General features: G+C 52.3%; 18 protein-coding genes and 2 pseudogenes. 6 read left to right on the top strand and 14 right to left on the bottom strand.

The window, feature by feature from the left end; all coding sequences use genetic code 11:
- Positions 1-51 precede the first annotated feature (51 nt).
- From DXC51_RS13390 to DXC51_RS13380, 3 genes are all read right to left on the bottom strand, one after another.
- Positions 52-1,404: an MATE family efflux transporter gene (locus tag DXC51_RS13390; protein ID WP_021635040.1), complete on the bottom strand. Its 1,353-nt coding sequence runs from the start codon at positions 1,402-1,404 to the stop codon at positions 52-54.
- Positions 1,405-1,500: 96 nt separating this feature from the next.
- Complete coding sequence (locus DXC51_RS13385) at positions 1,501-2,742, bottom strand: sensor domain-containing diguanylate cyclase (RefSeq protein WP_021635041.1); 1,242 nt, start codon at positions 2,740-2,742, stop codon at positions 1,501-1,503.
- Positions 2,743-2,745: 3 nt separating this feature from the next.
- A complete protein-coding gene (locus tag DXC51_RS13380; protein ID WP_021635042.1) occupies positions 2,746-3,288 on the bottom strand; it encodes a V4R domain-containing protein in 543 nt (180 codons plus the stop codon).
- Between the two features lie 410 nt (positions 3,289-3,698).
- Here DXC51_RS13380 and asrA point away from each other — a divergent pair, with 410 nt between their 5' ends.
- From asrA to asrC, 3 genes are read left to right on the top strand one after another with little or no spacing between them, the layout of a single operon-like run.
- The gene (gene asrA / locus DXC51_RS13375; protein WP_021635043.1) at positions 3,699-4,742 is read left to right on the top strand and encodes an anaerobic sulfite reductase subunit AsrA; all 1,044 of its coding nucleotides are present in this window, start codon (positions 3,699-3,701) and stop codon (positions 4,740-4,742) included.
- 7 nt (positions 4,743-4,749) lie between these two features.
- Positions 4,750-5,541 (top strand): anaerobic sulfite reductase subunit AsrB, encoded by a 792-nt coding sequence (gene asrB, locus DXC51_RS13370; RefSeq protein WP_035321338.1) that lies wholly within the window; start codon positions 4,750-4,752, stop codon positions 5,539-5,541.
- 17 nt (positions 5,542-5,558) lie between these two features.
- On the top strand, positions 5,559-6,626 hold the full coding sequence (asrC, locus tag DXC51_RS13365) for a sulfite reductase subunit C (protein ID WP_021635045.1): 1,068 nt from the start codon (positions 5,559-5,561) through the stop codon (positions 6,624-6,626).
- An 80-nt stretch (positions 6,627-6,706) separates the two neighbouring features.
- Here asrC and DXC51_RS30620 read toward each other — a convergent pair.
- From DXC51_RS30620 to DXC51_RS13330, 7 genes and pseudogenes are all read right to left on the bottom strand, one after another.
- Positions 6,707-8,347 (bottom strand): annotated as a pseudogene (locus DXC51_RS30620) (response regulator); the annotation flags it as partial.
- A 474-nt stretch (positions 8,348-8,821) separates the two neighbouring features.
- A pseudogene (locus DXC51_RS30615) lies at positions 8,822-9,286 on the bottom strand (MCP four helix bundle domain-containing protein); the annotation flags it as partial.
- 531 nt (positions 9,287-9,817) lie between these two features.
- Positions 9,818-10,753 (bottom strand): ABC transporter permease, encoded by a 936-nt coding sequence (locus tag DXC51_RS13350; protein ID WP_021635050.1) that lies wholly within the window; start codon positions 10,751-10,753, stop codon positions 9,818-9,820.
- Positions 10,754-10,760: 7 nt separating this feature from the next.
- Positions 10,761-11,783 (bottom strand): ABC transporter ATP-binding protein, encoded by a 1,023-nt coding sequence (locus tag DXC51_RS13345; protein WP_083492929.1) that lies wholly within the window; start codon positions 11,781-11,783, stop codon positions 10,761-10,763.
- A gap of 2 nt (positions 11,784-11,785) precedes the next feature.
- The gene (locus DXC51_RS13340; RefSeq protein WP_021635052.1) at positions 11,786-12,979 is read right to left on the bottom strand and encodes a COG1470 family protein; all 1,194 of its coding nucleotides are present in this window, start codon (positions 12,977-12,979) and stop codon (positions 11,786-11,788) included.
- A 150-nt stretch (positions 12,980-13,129) separates the two neighbouring features.
- Positions 13,130-14,356: a sensor histidine kinase gene (locus tag DXC51_RS13335; protein WP_021635053.1), complete on the bottom strand. Its 1,227-nt coding sequence runs from the start codon at positions 14,354-14,356 to the stop codon at positions 13,130-13,132.
- Positions 14,357-14,441: 85 nt separating this feature from the next.
- Complete coding sequence (locus DXC51_RS13330; protein WP_025491628.1) at positions 14,442-15,122, bottom strand: response regulator transcription factor; 681 nt, start codon at positions 15,120-15,122, stop codon at positions 14,442-14,444.
- A 232-nt stretch (positions 15,123-15,354) separates the two neighbouring features.
- Here DXC51_RS13330 and DXC51_RS13325 point away from each other — a divergent pair, with 232 nt between their 5' ends.
- Positions 15,355-16,341 (top strand): MerR family transcriptional regulator, encoded by a 987-nt coding sequence (locus DXC51_RS13325; RefSeq protein ID WP_035321276.1) that lies wholly within the window; start codon positions 15,355-15,357, stop codon positions 16,339-16,341.
- A gap of 16 nt (positions 16,342-16,357) precedes the next feature.
- Here DXC51_RS13325 and DXC51_RS13320 read toward each other — a convergent pair whose 3' ends face one another.
- Positions 16,358-18,211, bottom strand: coding sequence for a sensor domain-containing diguanylate cyclase (locus tag DXC51_RS13320; protein ID WP_021635057.1), 1,854 nt, complete (start codon positions 18,209-18,211; stop codon positions 16,358-16,360).
- A gap of 390 nt (positions 18,212-18,601) precedes the next feature.
- Here DXC51_RS13320 and DXC51_RS13315 point away from each other — a divergent pair, with 390 nt between their 5' ends.
- Both DXC51_RS13315 and DXC51_RS13310 read left to right on the top strand, forming a co-directional pair.
- Entirely contained in the window at positions 18,602-20,317 is a 1,716-nt protein-coding gene (locus DXC51_RS13315; protein WP_035321277.1) for an ABC transporter ATP-binding protein, read from the top strand.
- Entirely contained in the window at positions 20,310-22,103 is a 1,794-nt protein-coding gene (locus DXC51_RS13310; protein ID WP_021635060.1) for an ABC transporter ATP-binding protein, read from the top strand. The genes DXC51_RS13315 and DXC51_RS13310 overlap by 8 nt, the downstream gene beginning before the upstream one ends.
- A 50-nt stretch (positions 22,104-22,153) precedes the next feature.
- Here the strand turns inward: DXC51_RS13310 and DXC51_RS13305 are convergent, their stop codons facing one another.
- The 3 genes from DXC51_RS13305 to DXC51_RS13295 all read right to left on the bottom strand — a co-directional run bounded on the left by DXC51_RS13305 (position 22,154) and on the right by DXC51_RS13295 (position 26,012).
- Entirely contained in the window at positions 22,154-23,326 is a 1,173-nt protein-coding gene (locus DXC51_RS13305) for a glycoside hydrolase family 183 protein (RefSeq protein ID WP_021635061.1), read from the bottom strand.
- A 66-nt stretch (positions 23,327-23,392) separates the two neighbouring features.
- Entirely contained in the window at positions 23,393-25,039 is a 1,647-nt protein-coding gene (locus DXC51_RS13300) for an extracellular solute-binding protein (protein WP_035321278.1), read from the bottom strand.
- Positions 25,040-25,088: 49 nt separating this feature from the next.
- Positions 25,089-26,012 (bottom strand): carbohydrate ABC transporter permease, encoded by a 924-nt coding sequence (locus DXC51_RS13295; protein ID WP_021635063.1) that lies wholly within the window; start codon positions 26,010-26,012, stop codon positions 25,089-25,091.
- Positions 26,013-26,031: the final 19 nt, after the last annotated feature.

Raw genomic sequence — 26,031 nt, 5'->3', positions numbered from 1 at the left:
TTTCCTTATTAATAATGTTTATAATGTTTTCACGGCCCTGCCGGATCCCCGCTATTCCCTTGTCAGCTTCCGAATCCAGTTCCCATAATGGGATTCCAGAAACGCCGGAATGCATTTGAAGATCTGATCCGCATTCAGGCAGCAGACCACTACCGCCGGCGAAGCCTTCACCACAAAGGCCATGACAAATGACAGCGGTATCACGATTCCCCATATGCTGATCAGATCCATCTTCACAACAAACATGGCGTTCCCGCCTCCGCGGATAATGCCGTTGTTGGTCGGCATCTGGTAGGACATGCCGATGACCACAACGCTCAGTATGATAAGGAAGGTATTGGCCATCTCCTTGGTGGAGGCGGACAGATCATACAGCTGCAGAATGGGCACCCGGATAAGGAACAGAAGAAGCCCTGACACCAGGCCGATAACCACAAAAATACGCTGCAGCCTTCCGGAATATTTTTTTACCAGAGCGATATCCCCCGTACCTATCGTATTCCCGATGATGATGGAAGCGGTGGAGGCCGCACCCACAGCCATGGACTTGACCATCATAAAAATAGTGGAGGCAACGCTGTTTGCTGCAATGGCCGCCGCAGTCATATGGCCCAGGATGACGGTCTGCAGCGCGGTATTCACGCCCCACAGCCCCTGCACCACCAGCATGGGCGCCGTCACTCTGAAGTAATCCCCGGAAAGGACACGGTCATGCTGCAGATAGCTGCGAATGCTCAGATGCAGCTGCTTTTCCTTTTTGATAATGTAGATAATCAGTACTACAAGCTCCGTCATACGCGCCGCCAGCGTCCCTATCGCCGCACCCGCGGCCCCCATTTCCGGCGCACCGAAATGGCCGTATATCAGCACGTAATTGATTCCGCAGTTGACAAAAAACGTCATCACCGAAAGGTAGAAGGCGATTTTCACCACCTCCACGCTGCGCAGCGTGGCCAGCAGAATCTGGGTGACAGCAAAAAAGAGATAGGTAAAGCGGATAATGGAAAGATAGCTTACGCCCTCACGGATGATGCTCTCCTCTGTCGTAAAAATCCCCACCGCCTGGCGCGGGAAAATACTGACAAGCGCAAACAGCAGTATCGCGATCAGCAGGCCCGCATGCATGGCCGTTGCCGAAATCTTTTTCATTGGTTCCGTCTGCCGCTTTCCCCAGTACTGGCTGCAGAAAATAACAAGCCCGTCTCCCAGGGCCATAAGCAGCTGCTGGTAAATAAACTGGATCTGGTTCACCGCCGCCACGCCGGACAGCGCCGTTTCGCTGTAGGAGCCAAGCATCATATTGTCTGCCAGGTTAACGCTCAGAGTTACCACATTCTGCAGTACAAGAGCCACATAGATAGTTAAAAATTTTCTGTAAAATGAAGTGTCTGCTTTCCGTTTCATAAGTTTTTTCTGTTTTTACTTTCTTTTATTATTATTCTTACGTATTAAAAAGAACCTGGGAATAAAAAATATATCCACTGCCGGAAGGGCGGCTTCTCAGCCCCTGGGATACCGCTCCTTGTTCCGCCTTTTGCATTCATACATCTGCGCATCCGCCGTTTTGATAATCTCCTCCAGCGTCATCCGTTTTCCAATTCTCCTGATTTCCACTACGCCGTAGCTGAAGCTCACCGGATACTCCTCTTTGTTTTCCGCCACAAAAAGCTCCAGAAGCTCCGCAAACTTCTTCTCCGCCGTTTCCTTCTCCACCTCCGGTATCACCACACAGAATTCATCCCCGCCGATCCTGGCGAAAATATCCGTGGAGCGGACCGAACTTTTCATAAGGGAAACAAAGCTGCGGATATAATTATCCCCCTGGTTATGTCCGTAATGGTCATTTACATATTTCAGGCCGTCCAGATCCAGATAGCAGAGAGTCACTTCCCTGCCCTCCTCCAGCACGCTTTCCATATATTCATCAAAAAACAGCCTGTTATGGATGCCGGTGCCCGGGTCCATATACGCTTTGCTGTTCAGGCGGTTGGCCGCCTGCTTTTCATCGGTAATATCCACCACGATATGGGCATAGGCATTCTGTCCCCGCCATTCTATATGGAAGGTTGTGATGCGGTAATATCCCTGCTCCTCATCTCCCGCCTCCCATACCTTATACTGTTCGCTGTCCTGCCAGTTCAAAATATCATTTCTGAAGGAAAGCCTGTGCCGGCATTTTTCACAGAACTCAGGATCGATCCGCTTTTCATCCTTTCTCTTGTTGCAGTAAACAATATCCCTGTTTTGTGCATCCACCACCACAATCCATTCTTTCCTTCTGCGCGTCATCTCCACAAGCAGATCATTATATTCCTCAATGACCTGCGCCCGCTTCTGGACCTTCTGGGCTTCCTCCTTCAGCTGTGTCTCCCGCTCCTTCAGCTGGGCCGTCATGGTATTGAAGGCCTCCGAAAATTCTCCCAAATAGGAAACATGCTGAGAGTAATCCCCGCTCGCCACCTGCTTTGCCTGCCAGGTCAGATGATTCAGGTTGGCATGGAGATTTTTCAGATTAACGCACAGGAAATTGTCCCGGGACGGATAAGCCCCGGACAGATTGCCCCGGGAAAGGTCTTCCGTATACGCGAGCATTTCCTCCACCGCCTGCTGCAGGAATGCAAGCCCCTTCCCAAGCTTTTGATAAGGCTCGTCCAGCTCCTTGACATCAAGCGCATGGATCTGCTGATCATACAGAATACTTCTCAGGTATTCAAACAGCAGCTCACAATTATCCTTTTCCATCTCCTACCTCTTCTCTTCCGGTTCCACACGGAACCGGCATACACGATCCCCTGTCGCCCAGCAATCAACCTCCACGGCAGAATACTCTTTTCCCGTATAAGAGGATAAAATACCGGCGATAAAGCCTTCATCATAATTACATACCGTTTCCCCCAGCAGCGGAAGGCCGGAGCAGTCCGCGTCCTCCGATACGGTAAGCATGATCCTTCCTGTTTCTTCATCGAATTTTTCTATCCGCAGGACGCCGATTTTCATCTCTTCCATCTTGGACTGCAGCGACGCTATGAATGCGTTGAGCGGCAGGGATATATCCAGTATGTTCTCCGCGAAATAGGCGCCGGCCTTAAAACCGGCCTTTCGGAAAATACGCACCTGCTCCTCTTCCCCCAGCTGTTCCGCCAGCTGTTCGCGTATGGAATATTCCATAAGCCTGTATACGGCCACCGGGAGCTGATCCCCCAGATTTCCCCTGTCGTTGGTATTATAATTCATGTATTCAGTCAGGCTGAGCTTTCTTTTGTTCTCCAGAAAAACGTTCTCTGCCATACTGCCTTTCCTCCTCTGTCCCGTATTTTTCCGTTCTTAGCCGCAGCAATTCAACGCAAGCTTTCTTTTTATATACATTTAAAGATTATATCACAAAAGAAAGAAAAATTGTCACTTATGCACGTATAAAAGGGAAAAAGTGTAACAATTCAGATGTCCGGACAGTTACGGAAAAAGTTTCTGCATGTCCGGCGTGTTCAACTCATAAGTTTAATTTATGATTCGATAATTATTAATCATTATCTATCATAAGAGAAGGGTGTTAAAATTAAATCAGTACCGCTACAAAAAAGTCCATCAAACATGATACGCAGCAAGCTGCGAGGCAATGGACCCTCACAGCAGGTTCCGGCCAGATGTTATCACATCTATCCGGATCGTTGTCTGCGGGAATTAAGGAGGTCAGCAGCATGGGTTACTCGCTCAATATCACACAGGCTGACGCGGTTCTGGAGAAGCTCCGGAAGGATTACCGCGTCTTCGCACCCAGACGTTTTCCCAAGCAGGGACGTTATTCGGATACCGATATTGTTCGATACGCCGAGGTGGAACGTTTTTCCGACATCGTATGGGATGTGAAATCAGACTACCCCGCCAAGGAGGTTCTTACTCCGATTCAACAGACTATCTTCTATTTTACAGAGGATGAATACCGGGCAAGCAAGGTGGCCGCAAAACCGATTCTTCTTCTGGCAAGGCCCTGCGATATCAATGCGCAGAAGATCCAGGCCAGGATATATGCGGGCAACGGCGGCTATGATGATTTTTACTATACCCGGATGAGGGAGCTGGTGACCTTCGCCCTGATGGAATGCGGCGGCGGTGACGATACCTGCTTCTGTGTTTCCATGGGCACGAACCGGACGGATGATTACGCCATTGCCCTGCGCTTCTCACCGGAGGGCGTTGTCGTGGGTGTGGAGGATGAAAGCTTTGCCCCTTATTTTGACGGAATGCCCCAGGAAGACTATACGCCTGCCTTTGTGGAGGAAAATGAATTAAAGGTGACGCCGCCTGATTTAAGCGACATTGAGGTGCGCAAGGCGTTGAAAAAGCATCCTATGTGGAAGGAATTCGATTCCCGCTGCATCTCCTGCGGCAGCTGCACGGTAGCCTGCTCCACCTGCACCTGTTTTACCACGCGGGACGTAATTTACGGAGATAATCCGGAGGTCGGCGAACGCCGCCGCGTCAGCGCTTCCTGCCAGATAGAGGGCTTTGATCAGATGGCGGGACAGCGGGAGCTGCGTTCTACCCCGGGCGACCGGATGCGTTTCAAGGTTTTACATAAATTTTATGATTATAAGGCCCGTTTTAAAGAAAGCCATATGTGTGTTGGCTGCGGCCGCTGCACGAACCGCTGTCCGGAGTTTATTTCCATCTCCGCAACGGTAAATAAGATGAATGCCGCCGTGGAAGAAATCAAGGCCGACATGGCCCGGAAAGGAGTGTGACATTATGATGATAAATCCCGTTCAGCCCAAGCCCTGCACAATTCTGGGCGTAACAAGGGAAAGCGAGCATGAGTGGACCTTCCGGGTACAGTCGGATGCCAAACCCTCGCACGGACAGTTTATGCAGCTTTCCATCCCTAAAATCGGCGAGGCTCCCATATCCGTTTCCGCCCAGGGGGATGACTGGCTGGAATTCACAATACGTTCGGTAGGCAAGGTGACCGATTCCATTTTTCATAAAACAGCAGGAGACACGCTCTTCCTGCGCGGCCCTTACGGAAAAGGCTGGCCTGTGGAGGAATTTGCCGGGAAGCATCTCGTTGTCATTACCGGCGGCACCGGCATCGCCCCTGTCCGTTCCCTGCTGCGCATGTGCGCGCAGACGCCCGGCTTCGTTCCGGACATCCATCTGATCAGCGGCTTTAAGGATGAATCCGGCATTGTTTTTCACAATGACCTGGAAGAGTGGAGGAAAACGTTCCATACAATTTATACGCTGGATACCGGCGAAAAGGAAGGCTGGCGCACCGGTCTTGTAACCGAATTCGTAAAGGAAATACCTTTTGCTTCCTTTGACGGAAATTACGCCGTGATTGTGGTCGGGCCGCCTCCGATGATGAAATTTACGGGGCTTGAGCTTTTGAAAAACGACGTGGCGCCGGAAAACATCTGGATGAGTTTTGAGCGTAAAATGTCCTGTGCGGTAGGCAAATGCGGCCATTGCCGGATCGATGAGGTTTATGTGTGCCTGGACGGCCCGGTGTTCCCTTATACGGTTGCCCGCAATCTGGTGGACTGAGGAAGGAGTGGAAAACGATGAATCAAGATATAGACATTAAAAAGGTACGGCTGAACTGTTTCCGCCAGTCAAAGGTTCCGGGGGAATTCATGCTGCAGATGCGTGTGCCCGGCGGGATGATCAATGCGAAGTACCTCAGCACGGTGGAACACATCGCCAACACCTGGGGTGACGGCAATTTCCATTTCGGCACCCGCCAGACCTTTGATATTACGGGAATCCGGTACGAGAATATTCCTGCGGTCAACGCCTATCTGGAGGATTACATAAAAGAGGTGGATACCTCTCTGTGTGACGTGGATATGGACACGGTTGCCGGACAGCCCCAGGAGTGGGATCCGGAGGGAGGCTATCCCACCATCGGCGCCCGTAACATCACCGCCTGCGTGGGCAATTACCACTGTATATGCGGCAACTGCAACACCTTTGAGCTGGCCAGGAAAATTGAACCGCTCATTTTCCCCAGCCATTATCATATCAAAATCAATATCGCAGGCTGTCCCAATGACTGCAATAAGGCGCATATATGCGATTTCGGCATCATCGGCACCGCCCGCATGACCTATCACCCGGAACGCTGCATCGGCTGCGGCGCCTGCGTCCGGGCCTGTGAAAAGGGAGCCACCCGGGTTCTCAAGCTCAACGAGGATACCGGGAAAATAGAAAAGGACACCTGCTGCTGCGTGGGCTGCGGAGAATGCGTACGAGCCTGTCCTGCAAGCGCCTGGACACGTCAGGAAACCAAGTTCTACCGCGTGATCCTGGGAGGACGCACCGGCCGTCAGACACCCCGTACAGGAAAAATGTTCCTCAACTGGGCCACTGAGGATGTGGTATTAAGCGTTCTTGGAAACTGGCAGAAGTTCTCCGCCTGGGTAATGAACTACAAGCCCGAATATCTCCACGGCGGCCACCTCATTGACCGCGCCGGCTACAAAAAGTTCAAGGAGCTGATGCTTGACGGTGTTACATTAAACCCGGAATGTCTGGTAGCGGAGGATATCTTCTGGCAGGAGACGGAGTATCGTTCCAACTTTAATGTAAAACCCCTTTCCATGCACCATACTGCCGGCCCCCAGGAATAGGGAACGGCATTGCCCTAATCATAAAAAGGCCCTCCGGAAACTCTCCGGGGGGCTTATTTTTATCAAATATACGGCCGTTCCTACTCTTTCAAAATCTTTTCCTTAAGCAGATGGTAAAGCTGCTCCGGGTCTATCGGCTTGGCCATATGGGCATTCATTCCCGATGCGGCAGCCTTGACCATATCCTCATGGAACGCATCCGCCGTCATTGCAATGATAGGGATCGTAGCGCTCCTGGGACATTCTGCCCGGCGGATCAGCTCCGTGGCCTGATAGCCATTCATCAGCGGCATCTGCACATCCATAAGGATGGCGTCATATTTTAACGGTTCCATCAGGAACTTGTCCACCGCTTCCTTGCCGTTTCAGGCGCATTCCACTTCAATTCCGCTCATTCTCAACAATTCCACAGCGATTTCCTGATTGAGCAGATTGTCCTCCGCCAGCAGGATGCAGCGTCCTTCCAGCTCCGGATGCTTTATTTCCATCTGGGAAAGCTGGAATCTCACCGTTTTGTCAATCCCGGTGGCTGAAAGCAGCACATTATAAAGCATGGACTCAAAGATTGGCTTGGATAAAAAGGCGTTCGCCCCTGCCGCCCTGGCATCCTTCTCAATGGAGGACCAGTCATAGGCAGTGATGATGATAATCAGCGTATCCGGGCCTACAAACTCCCTAATCCGGCGTGTTGTCTCCACACCGTCGATATCCGGCATCTTCCAGTCAATCAGGCAGACGTCATAGTCCTCCCCGGTCCTGTGGGAAATACGCACCTTTTCCACACAATCCGTTCCGTTAAGCACCCAGTCTGACACGATCCCCAGATTCTTCAGAAGAAGCGAGGTATGGATGCAGCTGTCTTTGTCATCATCCGCTATGAGCACCTTCAGCGCAGCCAGCTCCTGTTCGCCGATTGCCGTCTTTTTTTCTTCGCTCTCAGCAATATCAAAATCCAGTTCCACCATGAAGGAGCTGCCTTCTCCCTGTTGGCTGTGCACGGTGATGGTTCCGCCCATCAGGGTCACCAGGTTTTTGGTAATGGACATTCCCAGGCCGGTTCCGCCGTATTTCTGCCCGGTCACAGCGCTTTCCTGCTCAAAAGGAAGGAACAGCCGGTCCATAAACTCACTGCTCATACCCACGCCGTCGTCACTCACCGTAAAGCGCAGCCGCACCTTTCCGTCTTTTTTCCGAAGCTGTCTGATTTCCAGGCTGATTTTTCCGCCCTCCGGCGTGAACTTAAGCGCATTGGACAGCAGGTTCAGCAGGATTTGGTTCAGCCGCAGGGAATCTCCCTTCAGGACTGTTTCGGTAAGATCCACCAGGGGCATGGTGAATTTCAGCCCTTTGGCCGCCGCCTGGGGATAGATGATGGAGGTGATGGACTCCGCTACATTTTCCAGGTTAAATACCTCATGGGCAATGGTCATTTTTCCTTCATCTATTTTGGACATATCCAGCACATCGTTAATCAGTGACATCAGATGCTTGGAGGAATAACCGATTTTTTCCAGACAGTCCTCCACGCGGCCGCGGTCTTCAATATAGGCGCCTGCAATGGTGGTCATGCCGATGATCGCATTCATGGGTGTACGGATTTCGTGGCTCATGCGGGAAAGGAAATTCTGCTTGGCCGCATTGGCATTCTGCGCATTGAGCAGGGCATCCTTCAGCGCCTGCTGGATTTTCATGCTTTCCGTCTGATCCGACAGGGAAATAACATAGCGCACTACCTTGCCCTTTACGCTTTCCGGATACAGCTGCAGCCGCATCCATTTGATTTCCCCGGGGACAAAGCTGATTCGCAGATCCACTACCCTGGAAGTCCCGGAACCTGCCTGGCGCTGGAATTCTTTGTAGGCAGGCTTATCTTCTTCCAGGATCAGCTGCTCCATATAATCAGGGGCCAGATCAAAGGCTTCTTTTTCAATGCCGGTGATCCGACAGAGGTTGGAGCTGATATATTCCAGGTTATCCTTTTCCTTATTATAAATAAAAAAGATATCGTCCACATTGGTGGAAAGTATGTCAAACAGACGCTCCCGGTACCTGATCTCCTGTATCCCCCTTCTTTCCCGCAGCATCAGGCCCAGGAAAAAAGCAGGCAGCACAATGGTCAGCAGTGCCAGGGATGCCACAGTCATACTGGCGGTATCCGCCGATACCTTTTCCAGTCCCTGCACCTTTTTATCCGCAAACGCAATAATAGTAATCAGGCAGTCATTTACAGCATCATATTTAGGATGCAGCTTCTCATCCACATATTGGAGGATTTCCTCTTCAGTCATTCCGGAAACATCGGCCGCGGCTTCCTCCTGCGCATCTTCCAGAGCCTGCATGGCCTCCTTTAAGGCAGCCGTATCCTCCTCCGGTCCCAGGTACTTCTGCGTGATAATGCCTATGGATTCTTCCTGCATTTCATAGCGCTCTTCCAGTTTGCTGGCGAGCTGTTCGGGATCCTCCCTGGTGTCTGCCAGCAGGGTGGCTATGAAACCCTTCATGTCCAAAAGCCTTGACCGCATGGCCCGTGCTTCATTGGACACTGTGTAGGGATGCTCATAAATCATGGTTGCGGTATTCTGCATCCGCCGTACAGACAAAATGCCGGCTATGGTAAGCAGGACTGCCAAAGCGCAGATCCCCGTAATCCCAGCCAGCATTAATTTGGAATTTTTTCTCTTGGAAACGTTCATGGTGCTATACTCCTTTGTAGGATACCCTCAATTAAAATCCGTTCCTTCTGTCTGCTCCGGTACAGCGTTGCAGTCTGATCCAGGCTCCGGTCCCTGTTAATACTGTACTTTATCAAAGTTTATCTCTCAGTAAATATAACATAGACCCTTTCAAATCACAAGGGTCACAATTATTTTCCGCCTTTAAGTGCAAAAAACTGTGTTTATTTGGCCAGAATGGCTGATTCCTTTGACAGTATCCGCAAATTCGGAAATGAAATGAGGACGGCAGGCTGTTCGTTTCCCCTGTCTGCCATCTCATTAAGCAGCTGGCGGAAAATGCATGGAAAGGGTTCTGACGCAGGATTATTCCATGATTCCCAGCTTAACTCTTCTTCCCGTGAAATATGAATATGGCGGCTCCCCCTGCGGCCGGATAATCCCCCATGTTCAGCCGGGCGTTAAAAAAGAGGCTCCCGTGACTGCGGAGGCCTCTCTTTATTTTTATATACATCTGTCCTATGCCCTGATCTCCTGCCTCATAAACCCAATATAAGACAGTGCAAAACATACCGCCGTCAGCGCCACCATACACACCAGATGGGGCCAGACGAGAAGCAGGCTCTGCCCAAAGGGCAGATATCCCGCAATGGCGCCTGAAAGCTGGGAATTGGTGATTACGCCTATGCTCCTGATGTTGGGATTTAAAATGGTGGCCGCCGCCTCCCCGAACAGATAATAAGGGGAAATCCTGTTCAGTCCCAGCTGAAGGTTATAATTATCCATCATATGGAACATGCCTTCTATGCCCTCCGTAGGATAGACCAGATCGGCAACCGCTCCCGCCACCATACTCATGAAAAAGGACAGGAAAATCCAGATGGAGATTCCCGCCAGGGCCGCTGTCGCCGCATGTCTCCACAAAACGGAAAACAGAATGGACAGCCCCAGCCAGAAGGAAATATAAAATACCGTAAAAAGCAAAAACGCCGTAATACGAAGCACTTCCTCAACCGACGGAGGAAGCCCGATGGCAAGCAGTCCGATGGCGCTCACCAGTATCCCCAGGGAAAACACCATCATAAAAACGGCCGCAAAGCCTGCCATAAATTTCCCATTAATGATTGCATCCCTGTAAATGGGCTGTGACGTCAGGCGGTTCAGCGTTCCCAGCGAACGTTCCCTGTTCACACAGTCAAAACCCAAGACGATACCTGCCAGCGGCCCCAAAAAGGCCAGGAAGGTGGAGATGGAGGGAATGGATTTTCCTCCTGTGGTAAACAGCGTTAAAAAAATAAATTCGCTGCTCTCCGTCGCGGCATCACGGACACTGCCCAGCGCGCCGTAAAGGCTTGCCATGCTCGTCAGCGTCAGAAGAGCCAGCATCAAAAGAAACCGGGCGCTTTTCAGATGATCCGTCAGTTCCTTGCGAAACAGCACCAGCAGGCCGTGCATGGAGCTGTTATCTCTTTCCGATTTTAGCTTTGACAGCGCTCCTGATGCCGTCCCTGAAAGTCTTTCTTTTATCTGTATAGCCTTCATACTGTTCACCTGCCATTTCAAAGTATTTACTGTAGATTTCATCCAGATCACCGCCGCGCTGGCGCAGCCTGCGCATATCATAGCCATTGGTAAGCAGCGCCGTGATCACTGCAGTGTGGCAGTCCCTGTCCGAATGCACAAGAAGCATTCCGTTTTCCCGGGTAATCCGTTTAACGCCCTCCATACCGGCCAGCAGGCGTTCCAGTGCCCTGTCGTTGGGCCATGCCTCAAGCTCCAGCACATAATTGCCTGCGCTGCGCAGCTGTACCGCCAGATCGTTTATGGAGCCGCAGGCAATCAGTTTCCCTTTGACAAAAATGCCCACCCGGTCACAGATCTGCTGAATCTGGTGCAGCTGATGGGAGGAAATCAGGATGGTTCTCTTATCCTCTTTTGCCAGCCTGTGAATCAGCCCCAGAAGCTCCCGCATACCCTCCGGGTCAATTCCCAATGTGGGTTCGTCCATAATGATTACCTGTGGATCCTTCATCAGCACATCCGCAATCCCCAGCCGCTGCTTCATTCCTCTGGAATAGGTGCCCGCCTTCCGGTCTGCGGCTTCCCACATGCCCACTTTTTTTAGCATCTCCTCAATCCGCTTTTCCAGCGCTTCCCCGTCCAGGCCGTTCAGGCGGCCGGTGAAACGAAGATTCTGGCGGCCCGTCATATCCGGATAAAAGCCTACATTGTCCGGCAGATAACCGGTAATTTTTTTTACCTGCAGGGAGTTCCGGGTACAGTCGAAGCCTCCGATGAAGGCAGTTCCGGCCGTAGGCTCCGTCAGCCCCAGAAGCATCAGGGTTGTGGTTGTTTTCCCCGCGCCGTTGGGCCCCAGCAGGCCGAATACCTCGCCCCGCCGGATATCCAGAAACAGACTGTCCACCGCGGTAATACTGCCGTAGCGCTTGGTCAGCCCTTCTATTTTAATGATTGTATCTTCCATAATCATCGTCTCCCATACTTATGGAATACCCAGCCCAGGCCCGCGAATACACAGACAATCAGGAGAACTCCCACGATCCCCCATACCGTTTCCGTCTTGACGGAAATACGGAATTCCGCTGTATCTGAGGTTTCGGAGCCGGCCGCCTTTACTGTCACCACATAGTCACCGGACAGCGCATCCTTTCCGGGTGTCAGTCTGGCCGTAACTTCAACGGAAGCGCCCGCTTCGATGACCTCTACCGCAGGCTGGCTGAAGCTCATGCTCCATCCGTCCGGCGTGGTTGCTGTAAGGTTGACATTTTTCAAATCCGTATTGCCGTTATTGGTCAGCTTCAGCGTAATTTCCTTTTGCTTGTTGGGATACGCCTCGGTGCTCAGCCTGCCGCTGGGCGTGGAAACATCCAGGGAGTAATTTCCCGTAATCGTCGCCTTAAGATCTGTTTTCAACGTTTCTCCCGCAGAAACTGCAGAGCAGGAAATGGTATAATCCCCGGCCTGCGCATCCACGGAGGGCGTCACGCCGATTGTGATCGTCTGGCTCTGGCGCGGCTCCACCGTAATGCTGTTCACCGGGCTGCTCTCTCCGGAAGGGGTGAAGCTCACCGTCCAGCCGGCAGGCGCATTGGAGGAAAAGCTGTAGTTCTGCTGGGACGCGCTGTTGTTCACCAGGGAAGCTTCAAAGCTGAAGCTGGCTCCGGATGCGCCCTCTTGCTCCGGATACTGGGATTCGAAGCTGCTGCTTCCGATTTCCTCCGCCGCAACCTTCAGCTTTAATGTAAGCGTATCCTCTGCTTCCGCGCCCGCAAAGGCCCGCAGCACCACCTCGTAATCTCCGCTGGCCGCATCGTCCGGGATGGACAGGGAATAGGCGGCCGCCCCCGCATTGTCGCCGCTCTTTACATAGACCTGGCTCACTTCGCTTCCATTGCCTGTAAAATAACCTTCCCAGCCCTCAGGAAGGGAAACCGTTTCCAGTGATACCGCCATCCCCGCTCCCGTGGTATTGGAAAAATCCAGGGAAAAGCTCAGATCATCCCCTGCATTTACCGTCATGCCCGGATAGCCCGTGCTCATCTGCAGCCCTCCAGCGGCGGATGCTTTCCCTCCGGCGGTAAAAAACAGGACAGCCATGATAAAAAGGGCCGTTATTATCTGCGCTGCTGTTTTGTTCTGCGTTGCTGTGATAGCTTTCATAATTCTCTCTCCTTTTCCTTTCGGTTTATGAAACGGCGGTAAGCCGCCTTTTCTTTGCTTCCGATTATAGCCCGCGAAGTATAAATGAACTTAAAAAAAGATCCCGCAGACCGCCCTGGTCCGCAGGATCTTATGTGAAAGTTTTGTGAACTACTGCCTGGGGAGCGTCACTGTAAAGCAGACGGTCCCGTCCTCATATTCCGCGCTGATTTTTCCCTTATGCCCGTCCGTCACCGCCCTGGCAATGGACAGGCCGATGCCGTAGCCCCCGCTCTTACGGGAGCGTGAACTGTCGGCCCTGTAAAAACGGTCAAACAGGCGCGGCAGCTGGGAAGCATCCAGATCCGCACAGGGATTGGAAACCCGAAGCATAAGCTGGCGTCCCTTCTTTTTCAGCGTCAGCCTCACCGTTCCTCCGTCATCGCAGTATTTTACCGCATTGTCCAGAAGCACCGTCAGCAGACGCAGGATGGCCTCCTGCTGCCCCTTCATATAAAGCTCCGGCTCTATTGCGGTTTCCAGCTGTTTACCCTGCGCCTGCGCCGACGTACGGAAGGTATCCGCCGCATTCCGGGCAGCTTCACTTACGTTAAAAACCCGCAGCTCCCCGGCCTTCCCCATTTCCTCGGACTTTGCCAGCTCAATCAAATCCCTGATCAGGCTGTCCAGCCGCCTGACCTGGTTCTGGGTGCTTTCGATCCATTCATCCTTTCCGTTTACGATTTCCAGCACTCCCATGTTGGCGGAAATGATGCCCAGGGGCGTTTTCAGCTCATGGGAAACATCCGTGATGAAACGCTTCTGGCGCTCCATGTTTTCCGCAAAGGGACGCATCACCCTGCCTGAGAGAAGCAGCAGAAGGAAAAAAACAATGGCCACACAGCACAGGAACACCAGCAGGGTTACCTGCAGCACGTTATGGGCCGACTGGAGCTGTAAAAAACAGTTCAGCACCACAATCGTATTTTTGTCCGCCTCTTCATAGACCCGGTAGCGGTAATAGCCCACAAAACCGCTTTTCTTCCCTTCTTTTACGATATCTCCCACCAGCTCCTCCACACGATCCCTATCCAGGGCCGCAATGTGCTCGATATCAACCTCTATCACCTCTCTCTTTTTTGTGAGGTAGACGATGCAGTAACGAGTCTCAAAGGGCGTCTCCTCCGTAATCTGGAACCCCCCGGCCACATTGGGGACAACGGCATCCGGCAGAGGGAAGGCGCCGCCATTGCGGTAAAGCAGCTCAATGGCAGTATCCGCCAGCCGGATAATCCGGAACAGGTTTCCCAGATTAATGGCAATCCCAATCAAAAAAAGCGTCCCCATCAGGGAAAGCATTGCCGTCAGAATAAACCTTCTGCGAAGCGTCTGTATCATTTAAAATCCTCCGTTAATACGCCGTTAAAATCCGCAGCCCTTTTATGTCTTCCTCCGCCCCTTTGGCTTCCTCTGCCCGGCCGGTTCATTGTCCGCCCTCCGCCTCCAGCATGTACCCCCGCCCGCGGCTGGCCGTTATTTTCACATCGGCTCCCAGGGAGGCAAGCCTCCTGCGCAGATAGGAGATATATGCCCATACCACATTGATTTCACTGTCGCATTCGTAGCCCCAGATCCGCTCCATAAACTGTTCTGTGGAAATGAACTGCCCCTGACGGCGCATCAGAAGCTCCATCATCTGAAATTCCTTGTTTCCCAGCCGCACGGCTGTCCCGCCGCTGCTCAGCTCAAAGGTGGAACGGTTGAGGCTTATATTCCCAACCGTAAGAATCTGCGGCGTAAAGGTGCCGCCTCTGCGGGTGAGCGAACGCACCCTCGCCAGGAACTCTCGCACATCAAAGGGCTTGGGAAGATAATCATCCGCGCCGCAGTCCAGTCCTGCGACGCGGTCCTCCACCTCCCCCTTTGCCGTCAGAAGCAGCACCGGGGTGGAAATGCCGTTCTCCCGCAGCTTCTTCAGGACCTGAAGGCCGTCAAGCCCCGGCATCATGATATCCAACACAAGACAGTCACAGCTCTCCGCCATGCCGTAATCCAGCGCCGCCTGTCCGTCATGGACCGTATCCACCGAATAATGCTCATGCTTCAGGATCGCAGACAGCGCCTGCGTCATTTCCTCTTCATCGTCCGCTATCAATATACGCACCGTTTTTCTTCCCTTCTCTTCCGTAATTATCTTTCTTCCCATTGTAAGGTCGGCGCATTTTTCTGTCAATGCCGCGCCTGGCCAGGTATGGCAGCCACAGCCCCGGCCAGGCATAACAGCCACAGCCCCGGCCAGGTGTAGCAGCCTGCACAGGGCAGGCGTATGCTGTAACAAAGCCTTGACTTTAACACCGTGTCGTAGTTTATACTGCATTTACAGGGAGGTAATAAATATGGAACCCATGACTATCAGCCAGGTATCAAAAATCCTGGGGATTTCCACAAGAATGCTGCGTTATTATGAAAAAGCCGGATTAATCGAAAGCCGCCGGAAGGAGGGCTACGCCTACCGCATCTATGATGAAAACACCGTCTGCCGCCTCCGCCGGATTCTGCTGCTGCGCAAGCTGCGCATTCCTGTCCGGCAGATTAAGATTATCCTGCAAAATCCCAATGCCGCCACAGCCGTGGAGATTTTTCAGAAAAACATCAACGAACTGGACGAGGAAATCACCGCGCTTTCCACCATCCGTGAAATTCTCAGCCGTTTTGCCAACGAGCTTGCCAACGCCACAGGGCTTCCGCTGCAGAGCCTCCTGGAAAAGGACGATATTCTGCTGGAATCCATCGAATCCCTTGCCCTTGTCAGCATTAATTTTAAGGAGGATCAGACTATGGAAAAATTGAATCAGGCCAACATCAGCCTGTCGCAGCCCACAGATATACGGGTCATCTACCTGCCCCCCGCCGCCATTGCCGCAGCCCACTATGTGGGGGACGAGCCTGAAAACCACGTAAATACCCTGCTTGACGGCTTTGTAAGGGAAAATAAGCTTCATAAAATCAAGCCCGATCTGCGCCGCTATGGCTTCAACCATCCTAACCCGGTTGACGAAACAGGCTATCATGGCTATGAAGCGTGGGTAACCATTCCCGAGGATATGGAGGTTCCCGCCCCGCTCATCAAAAAACATTTTGCCGGCGGCCTGTATGCCGCCCATATGATTGCCTTCGGCAATTTTAATGAATGGGAACAGCTCTTTATCTGGGCAAATCAGAGCGAAAAATATGAATTTGCCGGGGATATGAAGGATCAGGAGCATATGTGCGGCATGCTGGAGGAGCATCTGAACTATGTGAACCATGTGGAGCTGGAAAACACGGAGCCGGAAGATTTCCAGCTGGATCTGCTGCTGCCGCTTCGTGAAAAACAGCCCTGAGGCCGGGCAGCCTATTTCAGCTGCCGGCAGAGTCTTCCGTGAATAAAGAATATCTGTGCTTCCCCAGCCTTTTTGCCTGATACATGGCGGCGTCCGCTTTTTCGTAAAGCGCCTGGTAGGTATCGCCGTCCGCTGGAAACGCGGCGATGCCGATGCTGACCGACATTCCTTCTCCTAATGCGGGAAGCCTGGCCAGGAGCGATTCCGCCTTCTGGCAGGCCACCGCGGCGTCCCCGGTGTCGGGCATGAAGATCACGAATTCATCGCCGCCGATACGCCCCGTAATATCTTCCTGCCGGAATTCCTTTCTGATCCCCTCCACAAGGCTGACCAGAAGCGCATCCCCTGCGGTATGTCCCCTGCTGTCATTGATTTTCTTGAAATCATCCACATCCAGCATGAAAAGGAAACCGCAGCGCACATGCGTCAGCAGCTCTTCAATCCGTTCCTGCGCCGCCCTCCGGTTCAATGCGCCGGTCAGGGCATCCGCAGAGGAGCTTTCAATCAGCTCCTGCTCCTTGGCTTTCATTTCATGCACATCCGAAAGCTTCCCCACCACGGAAAGCGGCTTGCCGTGCTTATCCTGCAGCAGCTGCCCCTGGCAGCGCATCCACCGGTACTCCCCTTCCCTGTTGAGGAATCGCAGCGTTACGCTTTTTGCCTGATTTTTCCCAAACTGATCCGTATTTTTCAGCATATCCCGCAGAATTTCCGCATCCTGCGGATGCAGCAGCGTAAGAAGCGCATTCCCGTCAAAGGGGCGGATGACATCGGACTTGGGGATTTGGTAGCGGCTTGTGATATTCGGCGTAAACACAAGGTTTTTGGCGGCGCAGTCATAAATAAAGAGCACGGTGTCGGAAAATTCCGCCAGAAGCTCATACCTGGCCTGGCTGTGCAGGATTTTTTCCCGCTGCCTGGCATACACGCACCAGCCGCCGCCAAGAAGCAGCGCCAGAAAAATAAGAAGCACCGCCACCAGCAATACCGTATTCTTCATAATGGGCGCCGCATAGCCCCTCACCTCATTGGAATGCGTGATGGACAGGAGCATCCAGTCATTATAGCCCAAAGGAGATGTCAGCATATAAAATTCTCCCTGCCGCGGGCTTTTGAGCACCACCAGCCGCGTCTCGTCCGACTGCATGGCATCGCGCACCAACTCTACCTTTGCCACCGGAATTTTCATTTCCTCCAAATCGTCATACAGGTTGTAAAGTCCCTCCACATAGTCACTCCCGTCCAGTATCAGCTCACCGCCGCGCCTTAAAAGCATATTGTCCGCATGATCGTACTTCTGTTTTTCCGAGGTCCACAAAAGCAAATCCGCGTTCAGATAGGCGCAGAACACCCCTGTGAAGCTGCCGTCCCTTTCCGCCGGTGCCAGAATGGAAAATACATAGACAGGCTCCTTTCCGCCATGCAGGAAAATATCGCTTACCACCGTCTCCCCTTTTTCCAGGCGATTCCTGATTTCCCGGCCGCCCTCCGTTAGTCCGGCCGCCTTCAGCGCCTCCTGCAGCCCCTCCGCCGGGTAATAATCAACCTCATACAAATATTCCAATTCCCGTATGGCCTCCAGATAGGCACCGCTTCCTCCGCCCTCCGCCGTATCTGCGTACACGTCGGCCAGCTTCTCCAGCAGCCCTCCCGTTTCCCGGATGATTCCCCTGATGTCCGACGCCTGTCCCTGATGGGTGGAGGTCAGGTTTTCCTCTATTAATGTGCGGAATATTTCTTCATTCTTGTTCTGATATATATGCAGCAAAAAAAAGACCGCCAATCCCATCACGGCCGTTCCTATTGCTATCAGCACCATTCCCCGGTTTCTCACTGCTTTGTGCAGATCCTTACCCTTCGTTTTGTCCATATGCTGCCTCTCCTGACCCCAGCGCCCTATCCTACCTATTTTATAACCGTTCAGTCTCCTTCACAGTTACCATAATTTTCTGCTGATTTCAGGGCTTTTATTTATAAAATGATTCTATTCCTTTTTCCAGGACTGCGCAATCCCTTCCTGTCCGGAATAATATTGTGTGCCCGGAATAATATTGCGTGCCCGGAATATTTTTATCTGCCCGGAATATTTTTATCCGCCCGGAATACTTTCATCTGGATCCGCAGCGGCAGTTTTTTATGTACACGGCAGTTTTTTGTGTGCGTTTCTTTCTTGACACGAACGGTTCTCCGTATATAAAATAAAAACTATGATAAGATGCGCACGACACTCCTATAGATGCCGCATCGGAAAGGCAGCTTTATGAATCTGATCCTGACTTATATCCGGCGGCATATCGGTATGTTTGCCACGGCTCTTTTTTTCCTGAGCCTGGAAACGCTGGCGGATCTGATGCAGCCCACCTTCATGTCCTACATCGTGGACAACGGGGTTAAAGGACAAAGCATCTCCAAAATACTGATGTACGGCGCAATGATGCTGGGAATCGCCGCCCTGGGCGCCCTTGGCGCCGTGATGCGCAACATTTATGCCAGCCGCACCTCCCAGCAAATCAGCATGGAAATGCGCAGCGATATTTACAGGAAAGTCCAGACCCTTTCTTTTGAAAATATTGACCGGCTGCAGCCATCTTCCATCATTACGCGTATCACCAATGATGTGACACAGATTCAGAATTTCATCAACGGCAGCATGCGCATTATGATGAAGGCTCCCATTACCTGCATCGGCGCAATCGCTCTGATCATTCTCCAGACACCGAAACAGATTCCCATGATGATCTTAATTTTATGTATCTCCTTTCTGCTGATAGCGGCCAATATGGGGTTTGGCTATCCCAGGTTTGGGCGGCTGCAGCGTAAGCTGGACCGGCTCAATGAGGTCAGCCGCGAATTTTTATCCTCCGTGCGGGTGGTCAAGGCCTTCTGTGCCCAGGAGCAGGAAGGGGAAAAATTCCGGAGTGCCGCAGAGGATTTTGCCGGCGCCGGTGTATCCGCCATGCGGGTGGCCGCCGTATTTTCGCCGCTGATTAACCTGACGGTAAATGCGGGCATCGTTGTTCTGCTCTGGCTGTCCGGCAGCCAGGATAACGGACAGATCGGACGGCTGATGGCTTCGGTCAACTACATGACCCAGGTGCTTTTCTCCCTGGGCATGGTTTCCAATATCCTGAATACGGCCGTGCGCGCCGTGGCTTCCGCCGGACGCGTTCAGGAAATCCTCATGGAAGAGCCCGCGCAGAAGCAGGCGCCCCAGGCCAAGTCCCCCTCCGGGGAGGGCGGCGTTTCCTTCTGTGATGTAACCTTCTCCTATGCGGGTACGCCGGAGCCGGCTTTAGAGCATGTGACCTTTACGGCCATGCCCGGAGAAACCATAGGGATCATCGGGCCTACAGGCTCCGGGAAATCCACACTGGTAAATCTGGTTCCCCGTTTTTATGACGCTACCTCGGGAACGCTGTTTGTAGACGGCGTGGATGTTACGCTGCTGTCCCAGGAAAAGCTGCGGGCTGAAATCGCCGTGGTTCCTCAGAAAGCGCTGCTGTTTTCCGGAACCATCGCCGAAAACCTCCGCTGGGGGAAGCCGGATGCCACAGACGAAGAAATAAGGCGGGCGGCCCAAATCGCCTGTGCGGATGGCTTTGTGCAAAGCTTTCCCGACGGTTATGAGACGAACCTCGGCCAGGGCGGCGTCAACCTTTCCGGCGGGCAGAAGCAACGGCTTTCCCTTGCCCGCGCCCTTTTGAAAAATCCGCGAATCCTCATCCTCGACGACTGTACCAGCGCCCTGGACGCCACCACGGAGGCCTCTGTGCTCTCCATGCTGCGGAAACAGTGCTCGGGCATGACAGTACTGCTCATCAGCCAGCGGATTTCCACGGTTATGCGTACAGATCGGATCCTCTGCCTGGAGGACGGCAGGGTCATGGGCTTTGGAGCCCACCGGGAGCTGCTTGACAGCTGTCCGGTATATCGGGCAATTTATACTTCACAGATTGGAGGTGACCGGCATGAGTAAGGAAATGGCGCCGCCGCCCTCCTCCTTCGGAAAAGGCCAGCGCGGCAAGCCGGTGGTAAAGCCGAAGGATATGAAGGGAACCCTGCGCAGGCTGTGGGAGCTGACACAGGGCCAGCGACAGGGGCTTGGATGGCTGATGCTGCTTTCCGCAGTTGCCAGCGCGTCAACCATCCTCTCGCCTCTGCTTATCGGAACGGCCGTAACCGCCATTGATACGGGTAACCCCGCGCTGCAGCTTCTGATACTGCTGGCGGCGCTTTACCTGACGGACTGGCTGGTACGGTTTTTACAGCAGTTTTTTATGGCGGCCATCGGGCAGAGAATCATTCTTCATATCCGCAGCACGCTGTTTGAAAAAATGAAAGCACTTCCGCTTTCCTTCTTTGACAGCCGGCAGCATGGCGAGCTGATGAGCCGTCTGACCAATGATGTGGACAATATCAGCACCACCATTTCGGATTCGCTTACGCAGCTGATGACATATGGTTTTACGATTATAGGCATACTGTGCATTATGCTGCGGCTCAGCCTGCCATTGACCTGTATTGCCTTTATATCCGTATGGCTTATCTTTCTGCTGACCCGCACGATTACAAAGCATACGAGGAAGCTGTTTGCCCAACAGCAGCAGATTCTGGGAAAGCTCAACGGACAGGTGGAGGAAAGTATTTCCGGACAGAACATGGTAAAGGCCTTTGGCCGGGAAGCCGAAATGACAGAGCAGTTTGAGGAAAGCAACGCCAGGCTCTGCCAGGTGGCTACAAAGGCACAAATCTGGTCCGGTTTCCTCATGCCACTCACCAATGTAATCAACAACCTGAATTTCGTCATTGTGGCGGTCGTCAGCGGTATCCTGGCGGCTTACGGCCGGATCAGCGTGGGGCTGATTTCCAGCTTCCTGCTGTATTCCAGGCAGTTTTCAAGGCCCTTTGTTGACATTGCAAATATTTACAATAACTTTCAGACGGCTGTGGCAGGCGCGGAACGTATCTTCGAAATATTGGAGGAGGAACCGGAGCCTGCGGATGCGCCGGACGCGTTGCCGCTTACGGCTCCCCGCGGGGAAGTGGAATTTTCCCATGTCACCTTCGGCTATCAGGCGCAGGAACCTGTCTTAAAGGATGTAAGCTTCCGCGTGCCCGCCGGAACCCGTGTGGCGGTGGTCGGATCCACCGGCGCGGGAAAAACCACGCTCATCAACCTGCTGACCCGTTTTTATGATGTCAACAGCGGCAGCATCCTGTTAGACGGCCGCGATCTCCGGCAGTACCGGCTGCAGGATCTGCGCCGTACCTTCGGCGTGGTGCTTCAGGATACGGCGCTGTTTGGCATGAGCGTCCGGGACAATATCAGCTACGGTAATAAGGACGTTTTGCCGGAACGCATCCGGGCCGCAGCGAAAACCGCCGGCGCTGATTCCTTCATCCGCCGCCTGCCCCAGGGCTACGATACAATACTCACCCAGGGCGGCGCCGCCCTGAGCCAGGGGGAACGCCAGCTTCTCACCATTGCACGCGCCGTACTGCAGGAGGCCCCGATTCTGATTCTGGATGAGGCCACCAGCTCCGTGGATACGGTAACGGAGCAGCGGATCCGCCGGGCCATGCTGACAATCACCCGTGGGCGGACTTCCTTTATTATCGCCCACCGGCTTTCCACCATCCGGGATTCGGATCTTATCCTGTTGATAGAAGATGGCCGGATCGCCGAGAAAGGCACCCACGAAGAGCTGATGGAGCTCAACGGCAGGTATGCCGGGATGTACCGGACCCAGATGGGGGAATAGGAGACGTCTCCCCCGTCCGGGAATCCGGCTGCCATAACGCACCTTTCCCATTATAATTTATAGGAAAAATATTTCGCTTTTTCCGGAAACGCTTTGTCTCCTTTCAGCTTCAACGCAAACTTCTGCACAACAAAATTATAATCATCCCAGGAACCGGAGGATACCATATAAACAATCCGTCCATCCTCAGTCATCCATTTCACAGGAAAGTTGGGCTGATAATCTCCATAGCTGCCCCACCGGTCATCCCGGTAAAACAGCTTCCAGGGTCCCCAGGGCTCCGGCGCTTCATAAAGCGTCAGCTGGCTGTAATGGGATTCCGGATAGCGCATTTGATGAATCGGGCGGGGATTCAGGTTCTCATCCACAAAGCTGTAATTTCCCATCAGATATCTTTGTATGCCCGCATTATAGGCCACATGATTGGCTCCGGTCATTTTATAATAGGAAAATACCGGTACGGCCAGCTCTTCTTCGCGGCTCCATGCCGGATGCAGGGAGTCCTTCCCGCAATAAAATTCCCAGGAATCCCGCACAGTCAGTTTTTCTTTGGGAACCCGTCCCAACAGCAGCGCGTCGTTATTTTCCCAATAGCTGCCGCCATCCTCCAAATCACAGGGAAAATAAGCATATACATAACTGTCCCTCGCCCCCGAATAGCCTCTTCCAAACTGCAGGAAATGGCAGGAAGACAGCCTTCCCCGGAAAAAATCCCGGGGCGTCGTTTCCGGATCAAAGCTTCTGCCGGCGTCCGTTGATCTTACAATCCAGCCATGAAGATTTCTCTGTCTGCAAAAATAAGGGTTATCCCCATAATTCTGAGCTTCAATGCTCAGATAGAGGGTTCCGCCGATATCCAGAAGGCCGGACGGCTTCACATAAGGAGCCGCGGGCGTGCAGTATTTATTCAAATCCACCGGCTTTTCATTGATTACATCCATACACCAGTGTCCCGTGCAGGTCAGCTTTTCCGGTAAAAACCGGAGCGTCTTTATTCTCCAGATATTCATAGGGCAGCCCCGGTTATCCCCGGCGCCGCCGTAAATCATATCATCCTCTGCCCAGGTTAACGGCCACATATCCCCATCCCCGCTGTGATAACGGAAACGATCCGGGAGCACCTGCTCGATATAATCTGATTTTTCATATGGAGGGACTGCCTTCGGGTACAAATAATAATCTCTTCTGTCACCATCTATTCCTGTAATTTCTCTGATTTTCATACATTTGTCCGTGCAGGAGAGCGGCCGGAAGACACTGCCGGCGCTCTCCTGCTCCCTTACTTTAGTTTAAAATTTCTGATCCAGGAAATCCTGATACCACTGCAGCCAGGCGCCATACTGCATCGCATCCAGCTGTTTCAGGTGGGCCTCCCAGGCCGCATCATCGATTCCCTCCAGAATACTTGTGGCAGTAAAATTCTTAATATAGGAAAAAAGCTCCGTTTCCATAAAAGCTCTTTCACTCGTTTTGGCAGGATCCACGAACCGGATTGGGATCTGATCTTCCACCGGTATACAGAAATCATGGACTTCCTTCACACATTCGATCCGATACCAGGAGGTCCATGCAATATCCTCCAGTACCTCTGCATTTTCGTCCTTCCTGATCAACGGGCCGTAATCCACCATGCCATAGGTATATTTATAATTTTCAATAGTAAAATCATCTGTCAGGCTGTCGGGAAGCTTTTCGAACACCTGCCCGTTTTCATCCACATCCCAGGCCTCGCCCTTCGGGCCGAAACGGGAGATATATTTCAGTTCTGTGGTGCTGGATATATAATCCCACCACTCCAGCAATTTGGGCACATCCTTACATGCGCTGGTAATGGTAAAGCCTGTCCGGTTGGCCGCAAATTTATCCTGTGCACCGGTCTTCTTGTAGCCTGGTCCGTCCTCTGCCCTTATTTCTCCCACAGGCACATAATTGGCGGCTGCGGCATCGCTCATGTCCCCATTGGGAGTCCAGGTATAATAACAGCCTACCACTCCTTCGTTCAATTTCGCATGGTATTGTTCCGAGGTCTGTGAAAAAGCTTCCATATCCAGCAGCCCTTCCTCGATCATCTGATGGGAAAATTCCAGGAAGCTCCTGAATTCATCTGTGTTGACGGTTCCCACCACTTTGCCGTCCTTTACCATCTTATAGGCTTCTTCATCCCCGGAATCGGTTCCTGCAATTCCCCAGGGATTTGCCGCATTCATAATTTTGGAGCACCAGTCACTCTGGGAAGGCTCAAAAGGAATTTCATCTGCAGGATCTCCATTGCCGTTCATATCCCCATCCCGGAAGGCTCTGAGCACATCCATAAATTCTTCTGTTGTTTTCGGGATTTCCTTTCCTGCTTTGTCCAGCCATTCTTTGTTCATAAACATAATGCCCATAGCGTCGTTTTCATAGCTGGTCTGTCTGCCTGTCATGAGGGAACGGATGGAGCCGTCGGGCCAAGTTACCAGGTCAAGGCCGCCCGGAATCGTTTCATAGTCTGAATACACATGGGGCGCATAGTTTTTCAGGACATCGTCAGCTGCCAGATCCGCAAAAGAATCCATATTATTCGCAATCTGGTTCTCGCCTATCAGACCGAGAAATGCATCCGGCAAATCGGAAGCCAGCATAATATTCACCTTATCCTCCGCATCCGAGGAGGCAATGGGAATCCACTCAATATGTACGCCCGTGGCTTCCTCTGCTTTTTTGTAGATTTCCTTATTATTAAAATCCTCATCTTTGGTCAGGGGATGGAGCACCACTGCAATCTTAAAGGTGGTTTTTTCCTCCTGCCCTGTCTTTTCACCGGACGCCGCATCGGCTCCGGTCTGCGGCTGGGCCCCCGGATCCTTTGTTTCCGACGGTGCCGCGCCGCCGCAGCCAGCCATGACGGTCATAGTCATAGCCGCCGCCATTAAAATCGCCAGTACTTTTCTTTTCATTACTATTCCTCCTTCTTTATTCATCAAAATGGATTGTCACCCATTGATTTCACCCTTTAATAGAGCCAATCATGACGCCCTTTACAAAATACTTCTGCAGGAAAGGATATACACAGATAATAGGCAGCGTGGATACTACAATTACGCCGTATTTAATCACCTGCACCATGGTCTGCAGCTTGCGCGCCGCATCCGCATCTGTGGTCATGGAATTGGCGGCCCCGGTCGCCGCTGTCAGCAGGATCTCCCTCAGGTACAGCGCCAGCGGATATTTGCTTCTGTCGGTAAGGAATATCATGGGATTAAAATAAGAATCCCAGTAGGTTACCGCAATATAAAGTACCAGTACCGCCATAATCGCCTTGGAAAGCGGCATTACAATTCTGAAAAAGAACCGTCCGTTTCCGCAGCCGTCCACTCTGGCCGCATCCCGCAGTTCCTCTGGTATATTGCTTTCCATAAAGGAGCGGGTAATAATGATATTATAGACTGCCACTGCGCTGATAATTACCATCAGGGTTCTTGTATTGGTCAGCTGCAGCTTCTTTATTACCATATAAAAAGGAATCAGGCCGCCGCCGAAGTACATTGTAAACACAAAATAACCCATCAAAGTATTACGGAAGGGCAGGTCCTTTCTGGACAGGGCATAGCCTGCCATCATGGTTACAAGTGTCCCCAGCGCCGTACCCCCGGCCGTATAAATCAGTGTGTTACCGTAACCGATCCAAATCCGGGCATCCTCGAACACCTTTTGATATCCCAAAAGCGTAAAGCCCTTCGGCCACAGCAGCATACTCCCGTTATTGACATACGCCGGATCCGAAAAAGAAGCTACAAAAACGAAATAAATCGGATATGCCATAATAACTATTATCAACAGCAGCGCTGCCGCAACCACAATGTCAAAAACCGTATCCTGGGTAAACCGGAATTTTTTCTTTTTTCGGGAAAGGGATCCCTGCGTCGTCATATCGTCTCCTCCTGTCTCC

The sequence above is a fragment of the Eisenbergiella massiliensis genome (assembly GCF_003435485.1).
The sequence above is the reverse complement of the archived record's forward strand: the minus strand, read 5'-3'. Positions and strand labels throughout refer to the sequence as shown.